Annotated in this window: 22 protein-coding genes; 16 read left to right on the top strand and 6 right to left on the bottom strand. The window is 49.4% G+C overall.

The genetic code is table 11. The annotated features are described in order from the left end of the window. Nucleotides 1-21: 21 nt before the first annotated feature. On the top strand, nt 22-1,581 hold the full coding sequence (locus ACO05E_RS00420; RefSeq protein WP_419811031.1) for an FGGY-family carbohydrate kinase: 1,560 nt from the start codon (nt 22-24) through the stop codon (nt 1,579-1,581). Nucleotides 1,582-1,631: 50 nt separating this feature from the next. Here ACO05E_RS00420 and ACO05E_RS00415 read toward each other — a convergent pair whose 3' ends face one another. Further along, complete coding sequence (locus tag ACO05E_RS00415) at nt 1,632-2,888, bottom strand: EAL and HDOD domain-containing protein (protein WP_419811030.1); 1,257 nt, start codon at nt 2,886-2,888, stop codon at nt 1,632-1,634. A 102-nt stretch (nt 2,889-2,990) separates the two neighbouring features. On the opposite strand from ACO05E_RS00415, the gene ACO05E_RS00410 reads away from it, so the two are divergent. Further along, the gene (locus ACO05E_RS00410; RefSeq protein WP_419811029.1) at nt 2,991-3,938 is read left to right on the top strand and encodes a chemotaxis protein CheV; all 948 of its coding nucleotides are present in this window, start codon (nt 2,991-2,993) and stop codon (nt 3,936-3,938) included. Between the two features lie 105 nt (nt 3,939-4,043). Here ACO05E_RS00410 and ACO05E_RS00405 read toward each other — a convergent pair whose 3' ends face one another. Then, nucleotides 4,044-7,202, bottom strand: a complete 3,159-nt coding sequence (locus tag ACO05E_RS00405; RefSeq protein WP_419811028.1) for a beta strand repeat-containing protein — start codon at nt 7,200-7,202, stop codon at nt 4,044-4,046. Between the two features lie 195 nt (nt 7,203-7,397). Here ACO05E_RS00405 and ACO05E_RS00400 point away from each other — a divergent pair, with 195 nt between their 5' ends. Next, nucleotides 7,398-8,225, top strand: a complete 828-nt coding sequence (locus ACO05E_RS00400) for an MOSC domain-containing protein (RefSeq protein WP_419813638.1) — start codon at nt 7,398-7,400, stop codon at nt 8,223-8,225. Nucleotides 8,226-8,235: 10 nt separating this feature from the next. On the opposite strand, the gene ACO05E_RS00395 is transcribed toward ACO05E_RS00400, so the two are convergent. Both ACO05E_RS00395 and gltA read right to left on the bottom strand, forming a co-directional pair. Further along, entirely contained in the window at nt 8,236-8,811 is a 576-nt protein-coding gene (locus ACO05E_RS00395; RefSeq protein ID WP_419811027.1) for a hypothetical protein, read from the bottom strand. A gap of 165 nt (nt 8,812-8,976) precedes the next feature. Next, on the bottom strand, nt 8,977-10,257 hold the full coding sequence (gene gltA, locus ACO05E_RS00390) for a citrate synthase (protein ID WP_419811026.1): 1,281 nt from the start codon (nt 10,255-10,257) through the stop codon (nt 8,977-8,979). Between the two features lie 348 nt (nt 10,258-10,605). On the opposite strand from gltA, the gene sdhC reads away from it, so the two are divergent. The 11 genes from sdhC to ACO05E_RS00335 all read left to right on the top strand — a co-directional run bounded on the left by sdhC (nt 10,606) and on the right by ACO05E_RS00335 (nt 22,579). Then, entirely contained in the window at nt 10,606-10,980 is a 375-nt protein-coding gene (gene sdhC, locus ACO05E_RS00385) for a succinate dehydrogenase, cytochrome b556 subunit (RefSeq protein ID WP_419811025.1), read from the top strand. After that, nucleotides 10,974-11,321 carry a succinate dehydrogenase, hydrophobic membrane anchor protein gene (gene sdhD / locus ACO05E_RS00380; protein ID WP_419811024.1) on the top strand — a complete coding sequence of 116 codons (348 nt, stop codon included), beginning with the start codon at nt 10,974-10,976 and terminating at the stop codon, nt 11,319-11,321. Before sdhC ends, sdhD begins: the two co-directional genes overlap by 7 nt. Before the next feature lie 3 nt (nt 11,322-11,324). Further along, complete coding sequence (gene sdhA / locus ACO05E_RS00375; protein WP_419811023.1) at nt 11,325-13,097, top strand: succinate dehydrogenase flavoprotein subunit; 1,773 nt, start codon at nt 11,325-11,327, stop codon at nt 13,095-13,097. A 13-nt stretch (nt 13,098-13,110) separates the two neighbouring features. Beyond that, nucleotides 13,111-13,821 carry a succinate dehydrogenase iron-sulfur subunit gene (locus ACO05E_RS00370; protein ID WP_419811022.1) on the top strand — a complete coding sequence of 237 codons (711 nt, stop codon included), beginning with the start codon at nt 13,111-13,113 and terminating at the stop codon, nt 13,819-13,821. 277 nt (nt 13,822-14,098) lie between these two features. Next, the gene (locus ACO05E_RS00365; RefSeq protein ID WP_419811021.1) at nt 14,099-16,936 is read left to right on the top strand and encodes a 2-oxoglutarate dehydrogenase E1 component; all 2,838 of its coding nucleotides are present in this window, start codon (nt 14,099-14,101) and stop codon (nt 16,934-16,936) included. 27 nt (nt 16,937-16,963) lie between these two features. Further along, nucleotides 16,964-18,172 (top strand): 2-oxoglutarate dehydrogenase complex dihydrolipoyllysine-residue succinyltransferase, encoded by a 1,209-nt coding sequence (gene odhB, locus ACO05E_RS00360; protein WP_419811020.1) that lies wholly within the window; start codon nt 16,964-16,966, stop codon nt 18,170-18,172. Nucleotides 18,173-18,196: 24 nt separating this feature from the next. Beyond that, nucleotides 18,197-19,639, top strand: a complete 1,443-nt coding sequence (lpdA, locus tag ACO05E_RS00355) for a dihydrolipoyl dehydrogenase (RefSeq protein WP_419811019.1) — start codon at nt 18,197-18,199, stop codon at nt 19,637-19,639. A gap of 189 nt (nt 19,640-19,828) precedes the next feature. Next, nucleotides 19,829-20,992 (top strand): ADP-forming succinate--CoA ligase subunit beta, encoded by a 1,164-nt coding sequence (gene sucC, locus ACO05E_RS00350; RefSeq protein ID WP_419811018.1) that lies wholly within the window; start codon nt 19,829-19,831, stop codon nt 20,990-20,992. A 3-nt stretch (nt 20,993-20,995) separates the two neighbouring features. Next, nucleotides 20,996-21,868, top strand: coding sequence for a succinate--CoA ligase subunit alpha (gene sucD / locus ACO05E_RS00345; RefSeq protein WP_419811017.1), 873 nt, complete (start codon nt 20,996-20,998; stop codon nt 21,866-21,868). Between the two features lie 178 nt (nt 21,869-22,046). Then, nucleotides 22,047-22,313: a CopG family ribbon-helix-helix protein gene (locus ACO05E_RS00340; protein ID WP_419811016.1), complete on the top strand. Its 267-nt coding sequence runs from the start codon at nt 22,047-22,049 to the stop codon at nt 22,311-22,313. Then, nucleotides 22,310-22,579 (top strand): type II toxin-antitoxin system RelE/ParE family toxin, encoded by a 270-nt coding sequence (locus tag ACO05E_RS00335; RefSeq protein ID WP_419811015.1) that lies wholly within the window; start codon nt 22,310-22,312, stop codon nt 22,577-22,579. Before ACO05E_RS00340 ends, ACO05E_RS00335 begins: the two co-directional genes overlap by 4 nt. Nucleotides 22,580-22,809: 230 nt before the next feature. Here ACO05E_RS00335 and ACO05E_RS00330 read toward each other — a convergent pair whose 3' ends face one another. Next, complete coding sequence (locus tag ACO05E_RS00330; protein ID WP_419811014.1) at nt 22,810-23,082, bottom strand: hypothetical protein; 273 nt, start codon at nt 23,080-23,082, stop codon at nt 22,810-22,812. A gap of 72 nt (nt 23,083-23,154) precedes the next feature. On the opposite strand from ACO05E_RS00330, the gene greB reads away from it, so the two are divergent. Together greB and ACO05E_RS00320 are read left to right on the top strand one after the other, a co-directional pair. Further along, nucleotides 23,155-23,709, top strand: a complete 555-nt coding sequence (greB, locus tag ACO05E_RS00325; protein WP_419811013.1) for a transcription elongation factor GreB — start codon at nt 23,155-23,157, stop codon at nt 23,707-23,709. 226 nt (nt 23,710-23,935) lie between these two features. Continuing rightward, on the top strand, nt 23,936-24,463 hold the full coding sequence (locus tag ACO05E_RS00320; RefSeq protein WP_419811012.1) for a hypothetical protein: 528 nt from the start codon (nt 23,936-23,938) through the stop codon (nt 24,461-24,463). A 46-nt stretch (nt 24,464-24,509) separates the two neighbouring features. On the opposite strand, the gene ttcA is transcribed toward ACO05E_RS00320, so the two are convergent. After that, on the bottom strand, nt 24,510-25,448 hold the full coding sequence (gene ttcA / locus ACO05E_RS00315) for a tRNA 2-thiocytidine(32) synthetase TtcA (RefSeq protein WP_419811011.1): 939 nt from the start codon (nt 25,446-25,448) through the stop codon (nt 24,510-24,512). Nucleotides 25,449-25,499: the final 51 nt, after the last annotated feature.

The raw sequence follows: 25,499 nt of genomic DNA, 5'->3' as shown, positions 1-25,499 counted from the left end.
TAACGAAAACAGGATTCACTTGTGAAAGATCAGCCATATTTGTTGTCGATTGATAACGGTACACAAAGTGTCCGGGTGTTGGCATTTGACGATCAGGGTAATGAGATTGCAAAAAGCAAGGTGAACCTGGAAGCCTATATTTCCGATCAGCCGGGCTGGGCTGAACAGCAACCGGAATATTATTGGCAATCTCTGGCCAAAGCCTTTGAAGGTTTATGGGCGAGTGGCAAAATCACCCCGGATCAGGTGCGTGGTGTGGCACTGACAACCCAGCGTTATACCATGATTAATCTGGATAAAAATAAGCAGCCGCTGCGCCGCGCAATTGTTTGGATGGATCAGCGTAAAGCCGAGCCCGAAGAACCGTTGCGAGGGCCAGTGGGCTGGCTGATTAAAGCGCTGGGATTAAGCAATTTAATTAATGAAATGCGTGCTAAAGCACGTTGTAACTGGCTGGCACAAAATGAGCCGGATGTGTGGGCCAATACTCGTCATTATGTGAATTTATCCGCCTATTTAACCTATCAGTTAACCGGTGAATTAAAAGATTCGGCGGGTTCCATTGTGGGGTATCTGCCTTACGACTATAAGCGTCAGGACTGGGCTAAAAAATCCGATTTAAAATGGAAATTTATTTCCTGCACCCGGGATATGATGCCCGAGCTGGTTAAGCCTGGTGAATTATTAGGGCATATTACCCCACACGCTGCAGAAGCCACGGGTTTGCCGGTTGGTTTGCCAATGATTGCTGCCGCTTCAGACAAAGCCTGTGAAGTGCTGGGTGCCGGAGGCTCTGATCCTCATATTGGTTGTCTCAGTTATGGCACAACAGCCACCATCAATACCACCACGCCCAAATACATCGAAACCATTCCGTTTATTCCGCCTTATACCGCGGCAATTCCGGGTCATTACAATACCGAAATGATGGTGTATCGCGGCTTCTGGATGGTCAGCTGGTTTAAAGAAGAATTTGCCCATTATGAGCAGCGCAAAGCGAAGGAATTAGGGCTGGAAGCTGAGCAACTGTTTGACGAACTGTTGAATCAGGTGCCCGCCGGTTCGATGGGTTTAATGATGCAGCCGTATTGGTCTCCCGGAGTGCGTCAACCCGGGCCGGAAGGCAAGGGCGCCTTGATCGGTTTTGGTGATGTGCATAAACGCGCTCATATTTATCGTGCCATTCTCGAAGGACTGGCGTATGAACTACGTCAGGGCAAAGAGCAGATTGAAAAACGCAGCCGGGTGCCAATTACCCGTTTGCGGGTGTCTGGTGGTGGTTCACAAAGTGATGCTGCGATGCAGTTAACGGCGGATATTTTTGGTATGCCAGCCGAGCGGCCACATACCTATGAAGCATCCGGTTTAGGTGCTGCAATTAACTGCGCGGTAGGGTTGGGTATTTACCCGGATTACCGCAGTGCGATTGAACAGATGACCCGTAAAGGCGATGTGTTTGAACCTCACTTCCCGACAGTACGTTTGTATGATCGTTTGTATCGCGAGGTGTATCAGAAAATGTATCAGCGGATGAAACCGCTGTATCAGTCTATCCGCGAAATCACCGGCTATCCAAAGTAAAGGGCGCTTATCTCTGGGCCTTTTATTTTTGTGCCTTTTTCTTGTGCCTTTTATCCTGGGGTCTGCTTTAACCGTCCCGGGTTGAGCGGCCCCAGCAGTTCACGACTGTCAATAATCGCCTGCTGGCTGGCTCTGGCCAGCATGTCGGGCGTGATACCAGTAATAAATTGAGACGACCAGACCTGATTCTGCCAGTCAGCCAGTTCGTTGCTGATCACCAGTCGAAGTAAGGCTCCGTAGTGGCCGGTGTGATTCAGCAGCGCTTGTGATAATTCTTCCGGGAGTTTTAAGCGCTCGCAAACTTCCTTCATCGGTAAATCCATAAAAGCATCCAGTACGGAAAATAACCCGAGGGTAAACGCGGTATGTTTATCGGTGGCGGGAAGGTTTTCTGCCAGATATTGTGCGGTAAAACCGCGAATAACAGCCTGTTCTCTTAAAACGCCCGGCTTGTCACTCAACTTTCCGAGTGCCAGAACATTTGCCCAGGTTTTGATGCGGTTCATCCCAGCCAGGGTAATCGCCTGAGGAATAGAGGTAACTTCGGCAACCAGCCCAATAGCGGCGGAGTTAATTAATTGCAGCAGACGGAAGCTGAGCTGAGGTTCACTTTGAAGTAAACGGGTAACATCATGGATGGAGGCTTCCGGATTGCTCAGAGTGGTCAGCAACTGCAATACCGTCATTTTATTATCCGGAATACGCTTGCCATACAGGGGAGTGGGTTTGGCAAAAAAGTAGCCCTGAAATAAAGTGCAGCCAGCGTCACGGCAGGCTTCAAACTGTTCCGGTGTTTCTACCTTTTCCGCCAGCCAGGTTAACCCCGGACGTTGATACTGCTGAATCAGCTGAACGAGATTGATGTCTTCTCCGAGGCGGATTAAATCAATTTTTACGATATCAACATAGGGTAGCAGTTCGACCTGATGTGGCTCGGCAATAAAATCATCCAGCGCTATCTGATACTTCAGACGCCGCAGTTTTTCGATGGCCTGAATGGTCTCTTCATCGGCATGAATATATTCAAGAATTTCGGCTACCAGAATATTTGCAGACACCATTGGCGGGTTAAAAAGCCAGTTTTGAGTGAAGTTAATAAATGCTGGCAGGCCGCCCGTCACTTTTTCAAAGCCCAGTTCCTGATATGCCCCGATCACCACCTCACTGGTTGCCAGGTCGCCGTTTTCTTCCTGCCAGTCCTGGTCGTCTCTGGGCAGTGGGCGACATAACAATTCATAACCCACTATCTGCAAATTATGATCAAGGATAGGTTGGCGTGCGAGTAATGGCAGCTCAGTCTCTGGCATAGGCTTGCTCCTGTGGCCGATCTATTGAGTGTAGACGGAATTTCGATGCGTTTTCACAGAGCTTGTCTACACTTTGTAAAAGATTAATGATCGGAGTGTTGTATGAGCGGTGTTCTCAGTGCCGTTGATGCCAGAACCAAGCTGGTTGGGCAGAATCGACTGGAGTTGTTGCTGTTCCATTTGGGTGGTACCCAGCAATTTGCAATCAACGTATTTAAAGTTCAGGAAGTGATGCGCTTGCCACCCCTGACCGAAATTCCGGATCGTCACCCGGTGGTGCGTGGTGTTACACACCTGCGTGGTCAGACGGTGCCGGTGGTGGATTTGCGTAACGCCATTCAGATGGGGCCACTGCGTACCCCGGATGAAGAAGCCACCATTATCGTCACGGAATACAATATGACCGTGCAGGCGTTTCTGGTGGGTGGTGTGGATCGTATCGTTAATATGAACTGGAGCGATATTCTGCCGCCACCGGGTGGTGCCGGACGCCAGCATTACCTGACAGCCATTACCCGCATTGAAGATCGCATTGTTGAAATCATCGACGTGGAAAAAGTGCTGGCTGAAATTGCACCCTATAACACCCAGTTATCGGCGGATGTGTATGACCAGGAGTTGCTGGAGCGCATTAAGGGTAAGGATATTCTGATCGTTGATGACTCAGCAGTGGCACTGCAACAAATGCGCAGTGTGTTGGAGCCAATGGGGCTCAATATTGTGCAAGCGAATAATGGCCTGGAAGCCTATCAGCTGTTAGCGCACTGGAAAGAAGAAGGGCGTAACATCAACGATGAGCTTGTGATGATTATCACCGATGCCGAAATGCCGGAGATGGATGGTTATATGCTAACCACGGAAATCCGTCGTGATCCGGAATTAAAAGACACCTTTATTATTTTACATACCTCGTTGTCGGGTAACTTTAATAAAGCGATGGTGGAGAAAGTGGGTTGTAACGGCTTCCTGTCGAAATTTGCACCAGAAGCCATGGCTCGGGAAACCCAGCGGCTGATGCGTGAAAAAATGGGCATGCCGCCGCTGGTTTGATATTAGTTATCAGCCTGTAACCACTAAAAACCCGCTCATTGAGCGGGTTTTTTGATCATATCCTAGTCTGGCTATGCTATAGCTCCCACGCTATCGCTTCAATCGTTAAAGCGACCCCGACAGAATCAATCGATCTCCCGTTTCTGGATTAACGGCAAAAACCGCATCGAGGTTCGGGTCAATCACAAGCAGTCTTGGGGTGATGGCACTGGTATCCAGTGTGAGAGAGGCTGGAATCAGAAAACCCAGTCCGTTACCAACTATGGCGTTGTTATCGAACGCATCGTTATCATCCGACAGTACCGTACGATCACCCGTGTCTAAATCAACCGCAATAATGGCGCGCAGGCTCGTGTCCGTGACCAGTGCACGAATATTGTCCGGGTCGCGGTTATCCAGAATAATGGATTGTGGTGAGCTGAACTCGGCACCGCTGCCCACTTCGGCATTACCATTGCTTGAGTCTTCATCATCCGAGAGTACCGTACGATTGCCGGTGGCGACGTCTACGGCAATAACGGCATCCAGGCTGGAATCGACCACCAGTAATGCCAGGTTGTCCGGGTCACGGTCATCCAGCGTGATGGATTGTGGTGAGCGGAAACCAACACCGGTGCCCACTTCGGCATTGCCATTGGATTCATCATCGTCATCGGAGAGTACGGTACGGTTACCAGTATTCAGATCAACGCTGACCACGGCATCAAGGTCTGCATCGGCAATAAATAATCTGGGATTGGCCGGGTCACTGCTGTCGAGGGCGATGGAGGTGGGAAAATCTAAGCCCGGGCCTGTGCCGACCTGAGCATTATTGTTGTTTGTGTCATCGTCGTCGGAGATGATGGTTCGGTCTCCGCTGTCTACATCCACGGCAATAACCGCCTGTAAACCGGAATCTACCACCAGTAACCGAGGGTTATCCGGGTCGCTGTTATCCAGCAAAATGGAATTCAAGTTGTTAAAGGCCGGGCCGTTGCCGACTGAAAGGCCGCCTGAATTAATGCCAAAGCCATCTAAGTCATCGTCCGATAACACGCTGCGATCACCCGTGTTCAGATCAACGGCATAAATGGCATTAGCAACGGAATCCACTACCACAGCTCTGGGGTTGGCCGGGTTACTGGTGTCTAAGGCAATGGACTGCGGTGTTGTAAACAAAACACCGCCGCCGGCATTGACCCCCAGCAGAGTACGATCGCCGTTGTTCAGATCAACCGCAACAACGCCGCCCAATACACCATCCAAAGCCAGTGCTCTTGGGTTGTCAGCATCACTGGTGTCGAGCGTGATGGACTGCAGGCCTGCAAACCCAATCCCCGTACCAATCTGAACGTCGTTATTACTGCTATCAACCTCGTCAGACAATACAGTGCGATTGCCAGTACTCAGGTCAACGGCAATGACGGCTTCCAGGGTTGAATCGGCGACCAAGGCCCTTGGGTTGGCCGGGCTGCTGTTGTCCAGAGTGATCGACTGGATACGTTCAAAGCCAATGCCGGAACCCACCATCAGATCCTGATTGGTGCTATCCACCGCGTCAGACAAGACACTGCGATTGCCGCTGGTTAAGTCGATGGCGATGATTGCATTCAGGCCTACATCTGATATCAAAGCACGTGGGTTATCGGTATCTGTATTGTCGATTGTGATGGAGGATGGGAAGCTGATGCCCGGGCCAGTGCCAACAACGGCATTGTTATTGGTTTCATCATTATCATCCGAGATAATGCTGCGGTCTCCGGTGGCCAGATCCACGGCCACAAGGGCGCTTAAACCGCCATCCGCGATCAGTGCTCTTGGGCTGGCCGGATTGCTGGTGTCGAAGGTGATGGAGCGCGGGTTATCAAGCCCAGGGCCGCTACCCACCATCAGGTTTTGATTGGTGGTGTCATCAGCATCGGATAATACAGTGCGGTTGCCGTTGCTCAGATCAATGGCAATAACAGCATCCAGCACGGTATCAATCAACAATGCCCGGGGTGGAGTGGTGCTGGTGTCTAACGTAATGGATTCAGGAGCACTAAACTCCGGGCCACTGGCAGGGTTGGCACCATCAGTTAAAATGCTGCGGCTGCCATTGCTTAAATCCACTGCAATAATCTGTCTGTCAGACGCCGATTCAACCAGCAGTGCCCGTGGTGGTGTGGTACTGGTGTCGAGCGCGATGGACAGGGGGTTGTTTAACTCTGCTGGCACTGGCAAAACATTCACACTGCCGGTCCCCGTGAAAGTGTCACCCTGGCTGTCGGTGTATGCAGCGCTCAGAGTATTGGTGCTAAGTGATACCAGGTTGCTGACTTCGATTGACCAACTGCCATCATCAGCAATGTCTTCAGCATCAAGGGTATAGATAATGGTAACGGCGGAGCCATCGGCTGTTTGTGTCAGTTGTACGTCGTTGCTGATGGTACCGCTGATGTCATTAACCTTGCCAGTCACGGTCAGGCTGGTGCTGTCGAGCAGCAACTCGCCGTTGGGCGAGGTGATTAATGAGAAAGACTGTGAGCCAAAACCGGTGGCGACGGATGTTTCCACAATGCTTGCCAGCGTGTCTGCGTCAGGAACGTCGCTGATATTGGCCGCCGTCAGTAATTCTGTGATCGCGCTGCTGGTTAAGAAGTCGCTTAATGGCTGGTCAAAATCAACGCCATTGGCCGCAATATTGGTATCAACCAGTGCTGCGGCTGTATCGCTTGTAATGTTGATGCCATTGTTGAGGTTGCTGTCGTCATCCAACAAAAATAATAACGCCACCAGGTTGGTTGCGGCGGCATCCGGGTCAACGGCATCCATCACCAGATCATTCAACGTGATAATAACAGCTGAATTTTCATTGGCTGCTGAGGCGCTGGCATCGGTTGACGATAAATCAATGGTTGGCAGATCAGCGAAATCTTCGCTAAAGGTCAGGTTGGCTAACAACACATCACCAATAGAGAGCTCGGTGGTACCCGGCGCAAAAACAGGAATCACCCCATTATCGTCTGCCTGAATTGTACCTTCAGCGGTTTGCTCGGCCGTATTACCAATCGAGCGGTAAGCAACGCCTGAAAGATTGCCATCCAGAATCTGAGCGGTTAAGGCTGTTGATGGCTCAGGCTCAGGCTCTGGTTCTGGCTCATTCACTTCGATCATGGGATCTGCATCCGAATGATTGTCAGAGTTAGAGCTACTACCATCGCAAGCTTGCAATAAAAAGGATAGAAATAATAAATTGAAGAAATACAGGCATTTATGCTGCCCATATTCAAAGTATTCTTTCATGATTATGCTCCGGAGATTGTGGTTTTTTATTTGTCGTTACTTGGCTGTTTTTATGCAGTTATAGTAATTTAGTAACAGTTTTTAATCGGTTTTCCGAAGTGTATCGAATAATATTGACTCAATCCGGAAATGGCTGTGAGTTTCACATTGTTTGTCATATTCCTGGTCCGATATACGTTATAGCGAGCGTACGTGATGCATATTTCTCAGTTATTTATTTACCCCATTAAATCCTGTGCGCCGGTTGCAGTGTCGTCTCTGGTGTTTGACCGGTTTGGCCCCCGGGGGGATCGTCGTTTTATGCTGGTGGATGAGCGGGGTAAGTTTCTTTCTCAGCGTCAATTGCTTCAAATGGCGAATATTGTTCCTGAGATTGTCTGGGATAAGGATGGCCAGATGCGTGCAATTAATTTGAGCACTGAGACAGGGCAGTGTCAGGTTGAGCTGCGGTCATTATCTCAGCGCTTAGACGTCACGGTCTGGAAAGATACGCTGGAAGCACTGGATTGTGGCGACGATGTGGCTGAATGGTTATCTGAATTTTTAGGACGGCGTTGTCGTCTGGTGATGTTGCCGGCAGATAGTCAGCGTCAAGTCAGTCTTAAGCGTGTCGAAGCCGGGCGTTATGTTGGTTTTGCTGATGCTTATCCCTTGTTGGTGGTGAATCAGGCGAGCCTGGATTATTTCAGTGAAAAAATAGGTCGACCGATGGCAGTTGAGCGTTTTCGCCCGAATGTGGTCGTTTCTGAAACAGCCGCAGTGCCTGAGTCTGACCATAATAAAGCCTTTGCTGAGTTAGGCTGGAAAACATTACAGCTGCCGCAGGGTTGTCTGAAGCTGGTGAAGTTGTGTGAGCGTTGTGTGATTCCAACCCGTGATTTGCAAACGCTGGAGCGGGAGTCGGATGTGTTATCGGTGTTAAGGGAGGATTGTTTAGTCGATGGCAAAATGATTTTTGGTGTTAATGCCATCGACTATGATGTTGAAATGATTTGTGTGGGTGATGAAGTGTCTGTCAGCTGATTTTTAAGCGTCAGAACAGTTCGATTTCGTCGTCGGTACCAAATGTTTCATCACCATCTTTATCAAAGTTGTGATGATAAATTTCCAACGCTTCAGCAACGGAATTACCGGCCATGATGTGTTCAAACATCAGACGTTCGGCTTCCATGGTGTAGTTGCCCTTGATGTGGTTTTGTAAGGAGCGCCAGGAATCCGGCTGGTAGCGCTCTTTGGCATCAGCCATCAGGTGTCCCATACGCTCAAGGCTCTCGCCGACGTGTTCCAGTCGTTGGGTCAGGCGGTCATAAAACTGGAATGCGATCACGGCCTGTTGTATTTCGCTGTTTACTTCCTGAGCAATGGGGGCGATATCTGAGTTAATTTTTTCGTTCTGGCTCAGCTCAAGAATTTTCTGGGTGTTGTTGGCCATCGCCGTAAAGCTGCTGGTCAGCTGATCAACTGACTGATTGCCTTCGTGAAGTGATGTGTCAATCTGGGCAATTGCCAGGGCCAGCATCGCCAGGGTTTCACCAATCTGACTCCAGTCTGGTTCGCCTTGGGCTGCGCTTGAAGATCCGACCAGAGTGTGGCGTTGTACAGAGCTCATAATAATTCCATCAGTTTTTACTGACTAAAGAATAGTTGAGTCTTGTGTCTTCACAATGCCAATCACTGTCTTTTTTGTAGGGATAAAAACGATCTAGCTAAACGAAAAAACCGCTCCTGCCAAAGTGGCAGGAGCGGTTTTTAGAGTAAGTTAATAAGTTATTACTTACTTTTCAGGGTAGTCACGCTTCTGGTGGCCAGTGTACAGCTGACGCGGACGACCAATACGGTAGTCGCTGCTGATCATCTCGTTCCAGTGAGCGATCCAGCCTGGAGTACGGCCAGTTGCGAAGATCACGGTGAACATCTCAGTAGGGATGCCAATCGCTTTCAGGATGATACCGGAGTAGAAATCAACGTTCGGGTACAGGCCGCGTTGTACAAAGTACTCATCTTCGGTCGCAATTTTCTCAAGCTTCATGGCGATCTTCAGCAGAGGATCGTTTTCCATGCCCAGCTCAGCCAAAACTTCGTCACAGGTTTGTTTCATAACCTTGGCGCGTGGGTCGAAGTTTTTGTAAACACGGTGACCAAAGCCCATCAGACGGAACGGATCGTTCTTGTCTTTGGCTTTTTCGATGAACTTGTCGATGTTTGATTCATCACCGATCTCATTCAGCATGTTCAGAACGGCTTCGTTGGCACCACCGTGAGCAGGGCCCCACAGCGCCGCAATACCAGACGCGATACAAGCGAATGGGTTCGCGCCGGTAGAACCAGCCAGGCGTACGGTAGACGTTGAAGCATTCTGTTCGTGGTCAGCGTGCAGCAGGAAGATACGATCCATTGCTTTTGCCAGAACCGGGCTGATTGGCTTCTCTTCACATGGCGTATTGAACATCATGTGCAGGAAGTTTTCAGAGTAGCTCAGCTCGTTGCGCGGGAACATGAATGGTTGGCCGATGGAGTACTTGTAAACCATCGCTGCCAGAGTTGGCATCTTGGCAATCAGACGGTGCGCCGAAATCATACGATGTGATTCGTTCGCGATGTCTGTTGAGTCATGGTAGAACGCAGACAGAGCACCCACAACGCCACACATGATGGCCATTGGGTGTGCATCACGGCGGAAACCGTTGAAGAAGTGGCTCAGCTGTTCGTGAACCATAGTGTGGTTCTTAATGGTGCTGACGAATGTTTCTTTTTGCTCAGCTGTTGGCAGTTCGCCGTGTAACAGCAGGTAGCAGGTTTCCAGATAATCGGACTTTTCTGCCAATTGGTCGATTGGATATCCGCGGTGCAGTAAAACGCCTTTGCCGCCATCAATAAAGGTGATTTTAGACTCAGTGGCAGCGGTGGATACGAAGCCAGGGTCGTAGGTGAACAGGCCTTTGCCAGTCAGACTACGGACGTCAACTACGTCAGGGCCTAATGTGCCTTCGTATACCGGCAGCTCTAGGGTTTCCTCAACGCCATCAACTTTTAATGTTGCTTTTTTGTCAGCCATAATGGCCTCCTGGTTGTTCGGATTTATACCTTATAAATAAGGCGTGACCTCAAAATAAAGGGCACAACTATAGGTTCTGAACTTCGTTTGTCAATTCCCTAGCACTCGGGTGTTAGTCTCAATAAGGTCTAGTATAGTTGCCAGTCCCTCGATAAGTATTACTACCAAGGCTGGCTGGATTTTATTTCTCTGACCGTCAGGGTTTGTAAATCAATCGGCGGGTGACTATAATTTGTCGCAACCTGAAACTTGTACAACACTTGTACATTGTAATAAGGTTGATTTCATAAGCCTGTGTTTAGCCGGATTTATTCTGGTAATAAACCGAAATGAGAGTGTAGAAGAGCCGTGAATAGCAATAGACCTATAAATCTAGATCTGACTACTATGGAGCTCCCACTTCCTGCCAAGGCCTCCATCCTGCACCGTATCTCCGGTGTAATTCTGTTCGTTGCAGTCGCATTTATGTTGTGCGCGCTGGATGCATCTCTGGAATCTGCTGAAAGCTTCGCTGCTTTTACTGCAGGGTTTGATAACGGTCTGGTTAAGTTCATCACCTGGGGCATCTTGTCTGCACTGGGCTACCACTTTGTAGCGGGTATTAAACACCTGTTGATGGATATGGGAATTGGTGAAACCAAAGAAGGCGGTCGTACTGGTGCCATGATTACTCTGGTAGCTGGCCTGATCGTAATCGTTCTTGCGGGAGTTTGGGTATGGTAGCAAGTGTCACTAACTTAGGCCGTAGCGGCCTGTACGATTGGGTGGTGCAGCGTTTAACTGCCGTCATTCTTGCCCTTTACACTCTGTTTTTACTGGGCTTTTTAATTGCTTCTCCTGACTTGCAGTTTGCTCAATGGCAAGGTCTGTTTGCTCAAACCTGGATGAAGGTATTCTCCATGGCGGCACTGATTTCTCTGTGCGCGCACGCCTGGGTGGGTATGTGGACCATTTCAACGGATTACCTGAAAGCAGCCGGTATCCGTTTTGCTTTCCAGCTGGTGTGTGCAGGCGCGTTGTTTGTATACCTGGTTTGGGGTATCGACATTCTGTGGGGTGTGTAAGTCATGTCTAAAATTAAAACCATGTCTTTCGATGCCATCGTAATTGGTGGTGGTGGTGCAGGCATGCGTGCTGCACTGCAATTAACTGAAGCAGGTATTAAAACTGCTTGTGTGACTAAGGTTTTCCCAACCCGTTCTCACACTGTATCAGCACAAGGTGGTATCACCTGTGCAATCGCTTCTGCTGATCCGAACGATGATTGGCGCTGGCACATGTACGATACCGTTAAAGGTTCTGACTACATCGGTGACCAGGACGCTATTGAATACATGTGTTCTGTAGGCCCTCAGGCGGTATTCGAACTGGAGCACATGGGTCTGCCTTTCTCTCGTTTTGAGAATGGCCGTATCTATCAGCGTCCTTTCGGTGGTCAGTCTAAAGGTCCTGATAATCCAACTCAGGCAGCTCGTACCTGTGCTGCTGCTGACCGTACTGGTCACGCTCTGCTGCACGCTCTGTATCAGGGCAACCTGAAAGGTGGTACTACCTTCCTGAACGAATGGTATGCCGTTGATCTGGTTAAAAATGAAAAAGGCCAGGTTGCTGGTGTTATCGCCATTGATATCGAATCTGGCGAAACCGTTTATATCAAAGCCAAGGCTACCGTTCTGGCAACAGGTGGTGCGGGCCGTATTTACCAGTCGACTACTAATGCTCTGATCAACACCGGTGACGGTGTGGGCATGGCGCTGCGTGCCGGTGTTCCTATGCAGGACATGGAAATGTGGCAGTTCCACCCAACGGGTATTGCGGGTGCTGGTGTACTGGTAACTGAAGGTTGCCGTGGTGAAGGTGGTTACCTGATCAACAAAGACGGCGAACGCTTTATGGAGCGTTATGCTCCAAACGCCAAAGACTTGGCCGGCCGTGACGTTGTTGCCCGTTCTATGGTTCTGGAAATTCTGGAAGGTCGTGGCTGTGGTGAAGACGGCGATCACGTATTCCTGAAGCTGGATCACTTGGGTGAAGAAACCCTGAACGCTAAGCTGCCGGGTATTCTGGAATTATCCCGTACCTTCGCACACGCGGATCCGGTTAAGGTGCCAATTCCGGTTGTTCCAACCTGTCACTACATGATGGGTGGTGTACCAACTAATATTGGTGGTCATGCGCTGACACAAGACGAAAACGGCAACGACGTTGTGGTTGAAGGTCTGTACGCAGCGGGTGAGATTGCTTGTGTATCGGTTCACGGTGCTAACCGTTTGGGTGGTAACTCACTGCTTGACCTGGTGGTATTTGGTCGTGCGGTTGGTTTGCAGGTTGAGAAGAGCTTTGATGAAGGCTTCGACTTTGTTGACCCAACAGATGCCGATATTGAACGTGCAATGGCACGTCTGGATCGTCTGAACAATGCAACTTCTGGTGAGAAGGTTGCGGAAGTTCGTGCGGATCTGCAAAAAACCATGCAACTGTACTTCGGTGTATTCCGTGAAGGCGACAGCATGGAAAAAGGTCTGGCGATGCTTGACGAAATCGGCAAGCGCGTTAAGAACACCGTTCTGGATGACAATAGTGGTCCGTTTAACACGGCTCGCATCGAAGCTCTGGAACTGGATAACCTGTTTGAAACCGCTTACGCAACAGCCGTTGCTGCGATTGAGCGTAAAGAATCACGTGGTGCTCATGCCCGTAATGACTACACCGAGCGTGATGATGAGAACTGGCTGTGCCACTCTCTGTATTTCCCTGAAACCAAGACAATCGGCAAGCGCTCTGTGAACTTCGCTCCTAAGACAGTTCCAGCGTTCCCGCCAAAAGTCCGTACTTATTAATAGGGAGTAAACCGTGTTAGTTAGTATTTATCGCTACAATCCTGAAAAAGATGAAGCGCCATACATGCAGGATTACGATATCGCGATTCCTGGCAACAAGGATCTGATGATTCTTGATGTATTGGCTCTGGTAAAAGAACAGGATCCAACGGTTGCTTACCGCCGCTCTTGTCGTGAGGGTGTGTGTGGTTCCGATGGTATGAACATCAATGGCAAAAACGGCCTGGCATGTATCACCCCAATCTCGGAAGCAACTAAAGGTAAAATGGACAAGCTGGTTCTGCGTCCTCTGCCTGGTCTGCCGGTTATTCGTGACCTGGTGATCGACATGAGCATGTTCTACCAGCAGTTCGAGAAGATTCAGCCATTCTTGCAGAACGACAAGCCAGCTCCGGCGATTGAGCGTCTGCAGTCACCGGAAGAGCGTGAGAAGCTGGACGGCCTGTACGAGTGTATTCTGTGTGCTTGTTGTTCAACTGCATGTCCTTCTTTCTGGTGGAATCCGGACAAGTTCGTTGGTCCTTCTGGCCTGTTGCAGGCTTACCGCTTCCTGGCGGACAGCCGTGATACCAAAACGGAAGAACGATTGGCATCTTTGAGTGATCCATTCAGCGTTTTCCGTTGCCGTGGAATCATGAATTGTGTCAATGTATGCCCGAAAGGTCTGAACCCGACCCGGGCTATTGGTCACATCCGCGACATGCTGTTAAGTCAGCAGCTGTAAGGGATTGCCACAGACCGACCATGTGGTATAAAACGTAAGCTGGACTGGCTACACAGTCCACTTACGTTAACAATTTTTCAAAAATAGCGCCCACAAAGCGCTATTTTTAACTAAGCTGATTTTTAGTTGAGGGAACGGGGCATCCCCGGTTCAACTCAGAGGCATTACAACCTACCCGGTTGGTCCTTTCCCATATCGTTTTCAAGCGTAATGAGTCGGTACGTGCTTTCTGCAGGTGAATCCCTCGTTTTAAGTTAAAACAGGGTGGTCGTACACAATGCACGAGCAGACAATGGAGCAACTCTGGAGCACCTCGCAATTAGCGGGTGGCAACGTTGCTTACGTGGAAGAGCTCTTCGAAACCTATCTCCGCGATCCTAATGAAGTGCCAGAAGAGTGGCGCAGTTATTTTGATCAACTTCCACGCGTTGACGAGAACACTTCCGTCGACACGCCTCACAAGCCCATTCGGGAACAATTTCTTCTAATCTCCAAAAATCAGGGACGTTCACGCCCGGCATCACAAGCCAGTGTCAGCTCCGATTTTGATCGTAAGCAGGTTCAGGTATTACAACTGATTAACGCTTATCGTGGCCGTGGTCATCAGCACGCTAAGCTAGACCCGCTGGAGCTGATGGAGCGTCAACAGGTTCCCGATCTGGATCTTCATTTTCATGGGCTTTCCCAGGCTGATATGGACACCAGCTTCCAGACAGGTTCGCTGTTTATTGGCCAGGAAGAAGCCACTCTGAAAGAAATTATCAATGCGCTGGACACCACCTACTGCGGTACCGTGGGTTCTGAATACATGCACATTGTTAATACCGCAGAACAACGCTGGTTCCAGCAGCGTCTGGAAAGTGTTCGTGCTCACCCTAAGTACGGCGATGAAGTTAAGTTACATTTGCTGGAACGTCTGACCGCCGGTGAAGGCCTGGAAAAATATCTGGGTTCGCGTTATCCAGGGGTAAAACGTTTTGGTCTGGAAGGTGGTGAAAGTTTAATTCCTTTAATGGATGAACTGATCCAGCGCTCCGGGACCTACGGTGCCAAAGAAATTGTTATCGGTATGGCGCACCGTGGTCGTTTGAATACCCTGATCAACACCCTGGGTAAGAAAACCTCCGACCTGTTCGATGAATTCGACGGTAAAACCACCTTTGAATCACACGGTGACGTGAAATATCACCAGGGTTTCTCATCAAATGTGATGACCTCGGGCGGTGAAGTGCATTTGGCACTGGCGTTTAACCCGTCTCACCTGGAGATTGTTTCTCCGGTTGTTGAAGGTTCTGTTCGTGCACGTCAGGATCGTCGTGACGACGAGACCGGTGAAAAAGTGGTACCTGTGCTGATTCACGGTGACTCTGCTTTTGCTGGCCAAGGTGTGGTGATGGAAACTTTCCAGTTATCGCAGACCCGGGCTTACAAAACCGGCGGTACCATTCATATCGTCATTAACAACCAGGTGGGCTTTACTACCTCTCGCCGTGACGATAACCGCTCTACCGAATATTGCACCGATGTTGCCAAAATTGTTGAAGCACCGATTCTGCACGTCAATGGTGATGACCCGGAAGCGGTTCTGTTTGTCACTCAGCTGGCGGTTGATTACCGCAATGAGTTCAAAAAAGACATCGTGATTGATCTGGTGTGCTACCGTCGTCGTGGCCATAACGAAGCCGACGAACCATCCGGTACTCAGCCTCTGATGTACTCTAAAATTAAGTCGCAAAAAACCACCCGTGATTTATACGCGACTAAGCTGATCGGTGAAGGTGTTCTGGATCAGGCGCAGGTCAAAGATCTGGAAGAGGAATACCGTAACGCACTGGATAATGGCCTGCACGTTGCCAAAAGTCTGGTGAAAGAGCCGAATGAGAAGCTGTTTGTTGACTGGTCTCCTTACCTGGGTCACGAGTGGACAGCAAAAGCGGATACTTCGTTTGATCTGAAACGTATGCAAGAGCTGGCAACCAAACAACTGGAAGTGCCAGACGGTTTTGCGGTACAGCGTCAGGTCAGCAAAATCCTTGAAGACCGTCGTAAGATGGCGGCCGGTGCGATGCCAATCAACTGGGGCTTCGCCGAAACCATGGCGTATGCCACCTTGCTGGACGAAGGCCATCAGGTGCGTATGACCGGCCAGGACGTGGGTCGTGGTACTTTCTCTCACCGTCATGCGGTATTGCATAACCAGAAAGATGGTGAAGCTTATATCCCGTTAAGCAATTTGAAAGACGATCAGCCAGCGTTTGATCTGTACGATTCCACCTTATCCGAAGAAGCGGTACTGGCCTTTGAATATGGCTATGCGACTACGACACCAGGCGCTCTGGTGATCTGGGAAGCTCAGTTTGGTGATTTTGCCAATGGTGCTCAGGTGGTATTTGACCAGTTTATTTCTTCCGGTGAACACAAGTGGAGCCGTTTGTGTGGTCTGACCATGCTGTTGCCACACGGTTATGAAGGTCAGGGCCCGGAACACTCCTCGGCTCGTTTAGAGCGTTATCTGCAGCTGTGTGCTGAGCATAATGTTCAGATCTGTGTGCCATCCACACCGGCGCAGGTGTATCACATGTTACGCCGTCAGGTGATTCGTCCACTGCGTAAACCGCTGGTAGTGATGTCACCGAAGAGCCTGTTACGTCACAAGCTGGCAACCAGTACGCTGGAAGAGCTGGCTGAAGGCCACTTCCAGACAGTTCTGGATGAGATTGATGAGCTGGATCCGGCCAAGGTACGTCGCGTAGTGATGTGCTCCGGTAAGGTTTATTACGATTTACTGGAACGTCGTCGTGCAGAAGAAATCGATGATGTGGCGATTGTTCGTATCGAGCAACTGTATCCGTTCCCGGCGGACGACCTGGGTGAAGTTCTGAAGAAGTTCACTAATATGGAAGAAGTCTATTGGGTACAGGAAGAGCCGATGAACATGGGTGCCTGGTACAGCAGTCAGCACCATATGCGTCGCGCTATTGCTGCCATCAACAATACATTACATCTTGAATATGCAGGGCGTGACGCATCGGCTTCACCGGCTGCAGGTTATATGGCGCTCCACCTGGAGCAACAAGAGAAATTAATCCGTGATGCTTTAGGGCTTCAGGGCTAATCGCAGGAATACTAAGGAAAATTATCAATGAGCATCGAAATTAAGGCACCCACTTTTCCTGAATCTGTTGCCGACGGCACAGTAGCAACCTGGCACAAACAGCCAGGTGAAGCGATCCAGCGAGATGAACTGATCGTGGATATTGAAACCGATAAAGTGGTACTGGAAGTGGTTGCTCCGGCCAATGGTTCTCTGAAAAACATCCTGAAAGAAGAAGGGGATGTGGTTCTGAGTGATGAAGTGCTGGCCGTTTTTGTTGAGGGCGACGTTGCTGCACCAGCGCCTGCTGCCGCAACTGAAGAAGCACCTGCTGCGGAAAGCAGCGAAGACGCTATTGCTGGCCCTGCTGCCCGCAAGCTGGCCGACGAAAAAGGCATCAGCCTGTCTGATGTTAAAGGCACAGGAAAAGGTGGTCGTATCACCAAAGAAGACGTTCAGAATCATCTGAAATCTGCTCCGGCAGCGGCACCTGCTGCTCCAGCGGCACCAAAAGCAGCGGCTCCGGCAGCTCCGGCGTTGAATCTGCCAACCGGTGAGCGCATTGAAAAGCGGGTACCAATGACGCGTCTGCGCGCCACCATTGCACGTCGTCTGGTTGAAGCACAGCAAAACGCAGCGATGTTGACGACTTACAACGAAGTTAACATGAAGCCGGTAATGGAGCTGCGCGCGAAATACAAAGACCGTTTTGAGAAAGCGCACGGTGTAAAACTGGGCTTTATGTCGTTCTTCACCAAGGCGGCAACTGAAGCGCTGAAACGCTTCCCAGCTGTAAACGCATCCATTGATGGTAATGACATGGTTTACCATGGTTATCAGGATATTGGTGTTGCGGTTTCTTCCGATCGCGGCTTGGTTGTGCCAGTTCTGCGTGATACCGACAGCATGGGTCTGGCTGAAATCGAAGGCACCATTGCTGATTTCGGTAAGCGTGCCCGTGATGGCAAGCTGGGTATCGAAGAAATGCAGGGTGGTACCTTCACCATTTCAAACGGTGGTATCTTTGGTTCTCTGATGTCGACTCCGATTCTGAACCCACCACAAACTGCCATTATGGGTATGCACAAAATCCAGGAACGCCCAATGGCGGTTGATGGTGAAGTGGTTATTCTGCCTATGATGTATCTGGCACTGTCTTACGATCACCGTATGATTGATGGTAAAGAAGCCGTTCAGTTCCTGGTAACTATCAAAGAGTTACTGGAAGATCCAGCCCGTCTGCTGTTAGACATTTAATCGGATAGTTTAAGGAATTTTTAAATGAGCAAAAAATTTGATGTTGTTGTTATCGGTGGTGGCCCCGCTGGTTATGTAGCAGCTATCCGTTGTGCCCAGCTGGGTCTGGAAACCGCTTGTATCGACAAGTGGATTAATAAAGATGGCAAAGCTGTATTTGGTGGTACCTGTCTGAACGTTGGTTGTATCCCTTCCAAGGCGCTGCTGGATACGTCGCACAAATACGAAGAAGCGAAAGAGAAGTTCTCATTACACGGTATCAGCACCGGTGACGTGAGCATCAATATCGCCGATATGCTGCAACGCAAGGATCAGATTGTTAAGAATCTGACCATGGGTGTAGCCACCTTATTTAAAGCCAATGGTGTTACGCCACTGGAAGGTACTGGTAAGGTACTGGCAGGTAAAAAAGTTGAATTTACCAATCACGCCGGTGCGACCGAAACCATTGACGCTGAAAACGTGATTATTGCAACCGGCTCGGTACCGGTTGATATTCCACCAGCGCCTAAAACTGACGACATTATTGTTGATTCCACCGGTGCACTGGAATTCACCGAAGTGCCTAAGCGCCTGGGTGTGATTGGTGCGGGTGTAATTGGTCTGGAATTAGGTAGTGTTTGGGGCCGTCTGGGCGCTGAGGTTGTCGTGTTAGAAGCACAGGACAATTTCCTGCACCTGGTGGATCAAACCGTTGCTAAAGAAGCCAAGAAACTGTTCACTAAGCAAGGCATGGACATCCGTGTTGGCGCTCGTGTTACTGGCTCTGAGGTCAACGGCAGCGAAGTGACGGTAACTTATCAGGACAGCGAAGGTGAGAAATCTGAAACCTTCGATAAGCTGATTGTTGCGGTTGGTCGTCGTCCATACACCGAAGGCCTGCTGGCTGGTGATAGTGGTGTTAATCTGGATGAGCGTGGCTTTATCTTTGTTAACGAACACTGCGCGACCGATGCTCCGGGCGTGTACGCGATTGGTGACGTAGTACGTGGCCCAATGCTGGCACACAAAGCTTCTGAAGAAGGGGTGATGGTTGCAGAGCGCATTGCTGGTCATAAAGCTCAGCTGAACTACGACGTGATTCCATCCGTGATCTATACCCATCCGGAAATCGCTTGGGTTGGTAAAACGGAAGACGAATTAAAAGCGGCTGGTGAAGCATACAATGTGGGCATGTTCCCGTTTGCGGCTAATGGTCGTGCGATGGCAGCGGCTGACACCGACGGCTTTGTAAAAGTAGTGGCCGATGCTGAAACCGATCGCATTTTAGGTTGTAGCGTGATTGGCCCGAATGCCGGTGATCTGGTGCAGCAAATTGTGGTTGCTATGGAGTTTGGCTCAACCGCTGAAGATGTGGGTATGATGGTGTTTGCTCATCCAAGCATCTCTGAGGCGGTGCATGAAGCGGCGCTGGCGGTTAACAACGCAGCGATCCATAAAGCGAATCGCAAGCCGAAGAAAAAATAAGCAGTTTTAAAATTAAGTATTGGCCCGGATTTCCGGGCCTTACTTTTTATCCCTGAAATTACTGAATATTCAGTGGCTGAGGGTTGATTGTCAGTGACTGAGGAGTAATTAATAACCGACCAATCGGTTCAGGGTTAACCAAGGCCACCGGGGGTTTCCGGTGAAAATGCAAGAAACAGGACGAAAGCGATGAACCTTCACGAATATCAGGGTAAGCAGCTTTTTGCGCAGTACGGTCTGCCAGTATCGAAAGGTGTGGCAGCTAAGACTGCGGAAGACGCTGTAGCAGCAGCTGACGAGATCGGTGGTGACAAATGGGTGGTTAAAGCTCAGGTGCACGCCGGTGGTCGCGGTAAAGCTGGTGGTGTAAAGCTGGTTTCTTCAAAGGAAGAAATTAAAGAGTTTGCAGAAAGCTGGTTAGGGAAAAACCTGGTAACGTACCAGACAGATGAAAATGGCCAGCCGGTCAGTCGTATTCTGGTAGAAAGCCTGACCGATATCGCTGATGAACTGTACCTGGGTGCCGTTGTTGATCGTGCAACCCGCCGCGTTGTTTTTATGGCTTCCACCGAAGGTGGTGTGGAGATCGAAAAAGTTGCGGAAGAAACACCGGAAAAAATTCTGAAAGCCGAAATTGACCCGTTAACCGGTGCACAGCCATACCAGGGCCGTGAACTGGCGTTTAAGCTGGGCCTGAAAGGTGATCAGATTAAGCAGTTCACTAAAATCTTTATGGGACTGGCGCAACTGTTCCACGACAAAGATTTGGCGCTGATTGAAATCAACCCACTGGTGATTAAAGAAGATGGTGATCTGCACTGTTTGGATGCCAAACTGGGTGTTGACGGTAACTCTCTGTACCGCCAGAAAGCCGTGGCTGACATGAACGATCCTTCTCAGGAAGACGCGCGTGAAGCGGAAGCTGCAGAATGGGATCTGAACTATGTAGCGCTGGATGGCAACATCGGCTGTATGGTGAACGGTGCTGGTCTGGCAATGGGAACCATGGACATCGTTGCTCTGCACGGTGGTTTCCCGGCTAACTTCCTCGACGTCGGTGGCGGTGCCACCAAAGAGCGTGTTGCTCATGCATTTAAACTGATTCTGTCTGACGAAAAAGTGAAGTGTGTTCTGGTGAACATCTTCGGCGGTATCGTGCGTTGTGACATGATCGCAGAAGGCATCATTGGTGCTGTGAAAGAAGTTGGTGTCAACGTGCCTGTTGTTGTTCGCCTGGAAGGAACTAACGCTGATCTGGGCAAACAGGTTCTGTCTGAATCTGGTCTGGATATTATCGCAGCAACCAGTCTGACTGACGCTGCAGAACAAGCGGTTAAGGCAGCGGGGAACTAAGACATGTCGGTTTTAATTAATAAAGACACCAAAGTTATCTGTCAGGGTTTCACTGGCGGTCAGGGTACTTTTCACTCTGAACAAGCGATTGCTTATGGCACACAAATGGTTGGCGGTGTAACGCCGGGCAAGGGTGGTACTGAGCATCTGGGTCTGCCAGTGTTTAACACCGTTGCTGAAGCTGTGGAAGCAACCGGTGCTGATGCGTCTGTGATCTATGTGCCAGCGCCTTTCTGTAAGGATTCTATCCTGGAAGCGGCGAATGCCGGCATTAAGTTGATCGTTTGTATTACTGAGCACATCCCGGTGCTGGATATGCTGGAATGTAAAGTGAAGTGTGATGAGTTGGGTGTTCGTCTGATCGGCCCTAACTGTCCGGGTGTGATCACGCCGGGAGAATGTAAGATCGGTATTATGCCCGGTCACATTCACCAGCCTGGTAAAGTGGGCATTGTTTCCCGCTCCGGTACTCTGACGTATGAAGCGGTTAAGCAGACTACTGATTACGGTTTTGGTCAGTCTACCTGTGTTGGTATTGGTGGTGACCCTATCCCGGGCTCTAACTTTATCGACATTCTGGAACTGTTCCAGAACGACCCGAAAACCGAAGCAATCGTTATGATTGGTGAGATTGGTGGTACTGCGGAAGAAGAAGCCGCGGCATACATCAAAGCGAACGTCACCAAGCCGGTTGTTTCCTACATTGCTGGTGTTACGGCACCAAAAGGCAAGCGTATGGGCCATGCCGGTGCCATTATCTCTGGCGGTAAAGGTACTGCTGATGAGAAGTTTGCTGCTCTGGAGGACGCTGGTGTGAAAACTGTGCGTTCTCTGGCTCAGATCGGTGATGCACTGAAAGAAGTGACTGGCTGGTAAGTTACTGTTATTCAGACAATAAAAAACGCCCGGCTGCTATGCAGCCGGGCGTTTTTTGTATCTGGTCTTCGCTAAAGAATAGAGCTCTCTTCTTTATGTTACTTTTATTGTTGTATTATTATTTGAGTGCAATGTAATGCAACGCATTCAAGTGGTGTGTAAATGAAAGGTGGTGCAGATGGCAATGACAAGCGTGCGAATGAACGATGAGTTGATGGCCCGGTTAGAGGCAGCAGCGAAAAAGATGAGACGTTCTAAGGCGTGGTTGATTAACGACGCGCTGGATGAATATCTGGCAAAGGAAGAGCGTGAAGCAAAACTGCTAGAAGAAACTCGATTGGCACTGACTGATGTGGAAGCAGGTCGAGTGGTGGGTGGTGAGGAAGTTATGGACTGGCTGGAAAGCTGGGGAACAGAGGATGAAAAGGAACCGCCTAGTTTATGAGGTTAAAATTTACTGCGGTTGCTTTAAATGATTTAAAGCGATTAAGAAATTTTATAGCGGTTAAAAATCCAGATGCAGCAAGGCGCTATAGTGAGCGGTTGCAGAATTCCATTAAGCGCTTGGTCGATTATCCCGAAATGGGAATGACTATTGAAGAGCTAGCTGGGGTTAGAGAGTTAGTGGCCGGTGACTATGTTGTTCGTTATTTCGTTAAAAACGACATTGTTTATATCCTGAAAATCTATCACAAAAAAGAAGATCGTTAAGCCCGAAGGCTTTTAGTAGCAATAACAAGAACCCCACCAATATGGCTCTTGCCACTCAGGTCAGACGGGCAATGTCAGAACGGTAATACAGAAGCCAATCAACATAACACCGGCTAGACCACTGATGTAATTTTCCATTGTTTTTCTCCTGTGTTGCTGCAAACACTCAAATTGGCACAAACAAGAATGTAAACGATCCAATTTATTTTGTAAATGATAATAATTAACATTTACTGTTTTGTTTTGTCAGGATCGGTTTCATCAATCACATGTTGCAGAAAGCGGGGCAGGTGCTGGCGCAGCCGGGTTAAGGTCAGAGACGCAGTGGTGAATTTCTTTCGTAGTAAAATCAGCCAGTTACGCAGCGGAGGTGCAACGCTGATTAATAATGAAAGCCCCATCAGGATACTGATCAGGCCTAGTGGGATGGGCAATGGAGTAATAATGATGCCTGCTATCAGCAACAGTATACCTAAGGCAAATTTTGCACTACGCTTGATCATTCTCTGAATTATATGAAATCAAAAAAGTACTCTCGCATGCATTTATTGCGATGCGATGACGGCCTCTGATGTATGACTGATACCACTAAAAAACCATTACCCAAACGTAGCCTGTTGATCACTCCGGAAGGAGAGCGGCTGCTGCAACAGGAGCACGATTATCTTTGGCGCGAAGAGCGTCCGCGCGTTACTCAGCAGGTATCAGATGCCGCTAAGCTGGGCGATCGTTCTGAAAATGCCGAATATATTTATGGCAAAAAACGCTTGCGCCAGATTGATAGCCGATTGCGGTTTTTACGCAAACGGCTGGAAGCGCTGACAGTTGTTGATCGTAAGCCTGCTCATGCGGATAAGGTGTATTTTGGTGCCTGGATTGAACTGGAAGATGATGCTGAAGAGTTATACCGTTATCGAATTGTTGGTGAAGACGAGATTGACCTGAAGCGGGGTTATATCAGTGTCGATGCGCCGTTGGCGCGTGGGCTTATGGGCAAAGCGCTGGAAGAGGAGGTCGAGGTGAGGCTACCCAAAGGGCTGGAAACCTATTACATCATCGCCATTACCTACGACAAACCCGCCTGGGACATCGGTGAGGCACCAATGCATCGCTGGGCTGATAATCATTAAGCGCTCAGCGCAGCAGATGCTAGCAGGCTCTTGAAAAATGTTTCTGAGGTAGCCAGAACAAGGCACTCTTTAGAGCTGCGCAAGCTAATAATCAACGAAAAAGCGCAGTTTATAAGTAATAAATGAGCATTTGGGGATGATTTTTAACGCCGTTGTGGCAACGTAAGTAGTTTTTCAACAACCTGCTAGTCTTATTGGATGTATTATTTAATCGCAGGAAGCTCTGATGTGTAACCCTTTTATACGTAAAACAGTGATGCGTACCCCCCTTGTTCTGATGGTGCTACTGAGTCTGATCACGCCGTTCTCATTGGCCGAGGATGTTGGTGGCGAAAATGCTGGTGGTGAAAAGGTTGATGGCGAGAATGAGGTGCTGAAAGCGGTTTATAAAATGCCGGTCTGGATGGATCAGGTACAGCGCATGTGCCCTTGGAAATCCAGTGACGGCGAAGGCTATGTTCGTGTGATTCGTACCGAGCAGGCTGGCCGCCATCAATTGTATTTACAATGGATACGTAAAGGCATTGCCGGTTCTCCAACTCAGGCGGTATCAACGGTTCAGGTTGAAGAGCTGGCGCAAGATCTGGCGGTAAAAATTCAAATGCCCAAGCCCAGTCTTGAGCCGGGTTTTTGTAAGCTGACCGCCCGAGCTGAAAATATCATCACCGAGCGGCGTTACGATATGACGCTGTTGCTGAAAGGACCGGGCACATACGAGTTAAATACTACGACGTTGTTTAGTGGTACTCTATAAGACCGTGCTATTGGATAAGACAGCGCCACCTGGCTCAGCTTTAGCCTCAATCAATATTCACCACATCCAATAAGGTCTGGCGCATTCCTAAATGGCTGCCTTGCTGTTGTTGTTCTAACTCACGGAAATTAAACAATTCACCATCGGCTAGCTGTGATGGTGCCACATTGCTGATGGCGGCAAAGATATTTTCACTGCGCCCTGGATGGGCTTTATCCCACTGCGCCAGCATATGTTTGATGTTCTGACGCTGCAGGTTCTCCTGCGAGCCACATAAGTTGCAGGGAATAATCGGAAATTCCTTAGCCGTGGCAAATTTCTCGATGTCATTTTCTTTGCAGTATGCCAATGGGCGAATCAGCACATGCTTTTTATCGTCGCTTAACAATTTAGGTGGCATGGCTTTGAGCTTGCCGCCATGAAACATATTCAGAAACAAGGTTTCAATGATGTCATCACGGTGATGGCCCAAGGCAATTTTGTTAGCCCCAATTTTCTCGGCAAAGCCATACAGGGTGCCCCGACGCAGACGTGAGCATAAACCGCACGTGGTTTTGCCTTCTGGGATGATTTCTTTAACAACGCTGTAGGTGTCTTTTTCGACGATATGGTAATCAACGCCAACGGAGTCGAGGTAGGCGGGCAGGATGTGTTCTGGGAAGCCTGGTTGCTTCTGATCCATATTTACCGCGACCAGATCAAACTTAACCGGTGCGCTTTTCTGTAGGCTCATCAGGATGTCGAGCATGGTGTAAGAGTCTTTGCCACCAGACAGACACACCATGATCTTATCGCCTTCTTCGATCATATTATAATCTTCGATGGCTTTACCGACATTGCGGCGCAAGCGCTTTTGCAACTTATTAAAGTTGGTTTTCTGCTTGCGCTCTTTTTCCGCATCGACCACGGCTGGTTGGCTATCCGCTGAGGCTGCTGAGTCAGTCGGGTCGAATGTGTTTGGATCAAACGTGGAAACGTCTTGCATAGGCCGGTAATGCTCCTGAAAAGACACGGGCTGAATTGACCGGGCTTTATA

The sequence above is a fragment of the Bacterioplanoides sp. genome, from assembly GCF_965226395.1.
Taxonomy (GTDB): Bacteria; Pseudomonadota; Gammaproteobacteria; order Pseudomonadales; family Oceanobacteraceae; genus Bacterioplanoides.
This window is presented reverse-complemented; position numbering and strand designations above follow the sequence as displayed.

Bases quoted from the DNA above. Each gene is read 5' to 3' on its own strand.
- odhB (WP_419811020.1), top strand. From the start codon at position 16,964: ATGAGCATCGAAATTAAGGCACCCACTTTTCCTGAATCTGTTGCCGAC.
- greB (WP_419811013.1), top strand. From the start codon at position 23,155: ATGACTGATACCACTAAAAAACCATTACCCAAACGTAGCCTGTTGATC.
- ACO05E_RS00400 (WP_419813638.1), top strand. From the start codon at position 7,398: ATGCATATTTCTCAGTTATTTATTTACCCCATTAAATCCTGTGCGCCG.
- ACO05E_RS00335 (WP_419811015.1), top strand. From the start codon at position 22,310: ATGAGGTTAAAATTTACTGCGGTTGCTTTAAATGATTTAAAGCGATTA.
- sucD (WP_419811017.1), top strand. From the start codon at position 20,996: ATGTCGGTTTTAATTAATAAAGACACCAAAGTTATCTGTCAGGGTTTC.
- sucC (WP_419811018.1), top strand. From the start codon at position 19,829: ATGAACCTTCACGAATATCAGGGTAAGCAGCTTTTTGCGCAGTACGGT.
- ttcA (WP_419811011.1), bottom strand. From the start codon at position 25,448: ATGCAAGACGTTTCCACGTTTGATCCAAACACATTCGACCCGACTGAC.
- ACO05E_RS00405 (WP_419811028.1), bottom strand. From the start codon at position 7,202: ATGAAAGAATACTTTGAATATGGGCAGCATAAATGCCTGTATTTCTTC.
- sdhD (WP_419811024.1), top strand. From the start codon at position 10,974: ATGGTAGCAAGTGTCACTAACTTAGGCCGTAGCGGCCTGTACGATTGG.
- ACO05E_RS00395 (WP_419811027.1), bottom strand. From the start codon at position 8,811: ATGAGCTCTGTACAACGCCACACTCTGGTCGGATCTTCAAGCGCAGCC.
- ACO05E_RS00365 (WP_419811021.1), top strand. From the start codon at position 14,099: ATGCACGAGCAGACAATGGAGCAACTCTGGAGCACCTCGCAATTAGCG.
- ACO05E_RS00330 (WP_419811014.1), bottom strand. From the start codon at position 23,082: ATGATCAAGCGTAGTGCAAAATTTGCCTTAGGTATACTGTTGCTGATA.
- sdhA (WP_419811023.1), top strand. From the start codon at position 11,325: ATGTCTAAAATTAAAACCATGTCTTTCGATGCCATCGTAATTGGTGGT.
- ACO05E_RS00415 (WP_419811030.1), bottom strand. From the start codon at position 2,888: ATGCCAGAGACTGAGCTGCCATTACTCGCACGCCAACCTATCCTTGAT.
- lpdA (WP_419811019.1), top strand. From the start codon at position 18,197: ATGAGCAAAAAATTTGATGTTGTTGTTATCGGTGGTGGCCCCGCTGGT.
- ACO05E_RS00340 (WP_419811016.1), top strand. From the start codon at position 22,047: ATGGCAATGACAAGCGTGCGAATGAACGATGAGTTGATGGCCCGGTTA.
- ACO05E_RS00320 (WP_419811012.1), top strand. From the start codon at position 23,936: ATGTGTAACCCTTTTATACGTAAAACAGTGATGCGTACCCCCCTTGTT.
- ACO05E_RS00410 (WP_419811029.1), top strand. From the start codon at position 2,991: ATGAGCGGTGTTCTCAGTGCCGTTGATGCCAGAACCAAGCTGGTTGGG.
- gltA (WP_419811026.1), bottom strand. From the start codon at position 10,257: ATGGCTGACAAAAAAGCAACATTAAAAGTTGATGGCGTTGAGGAAACC.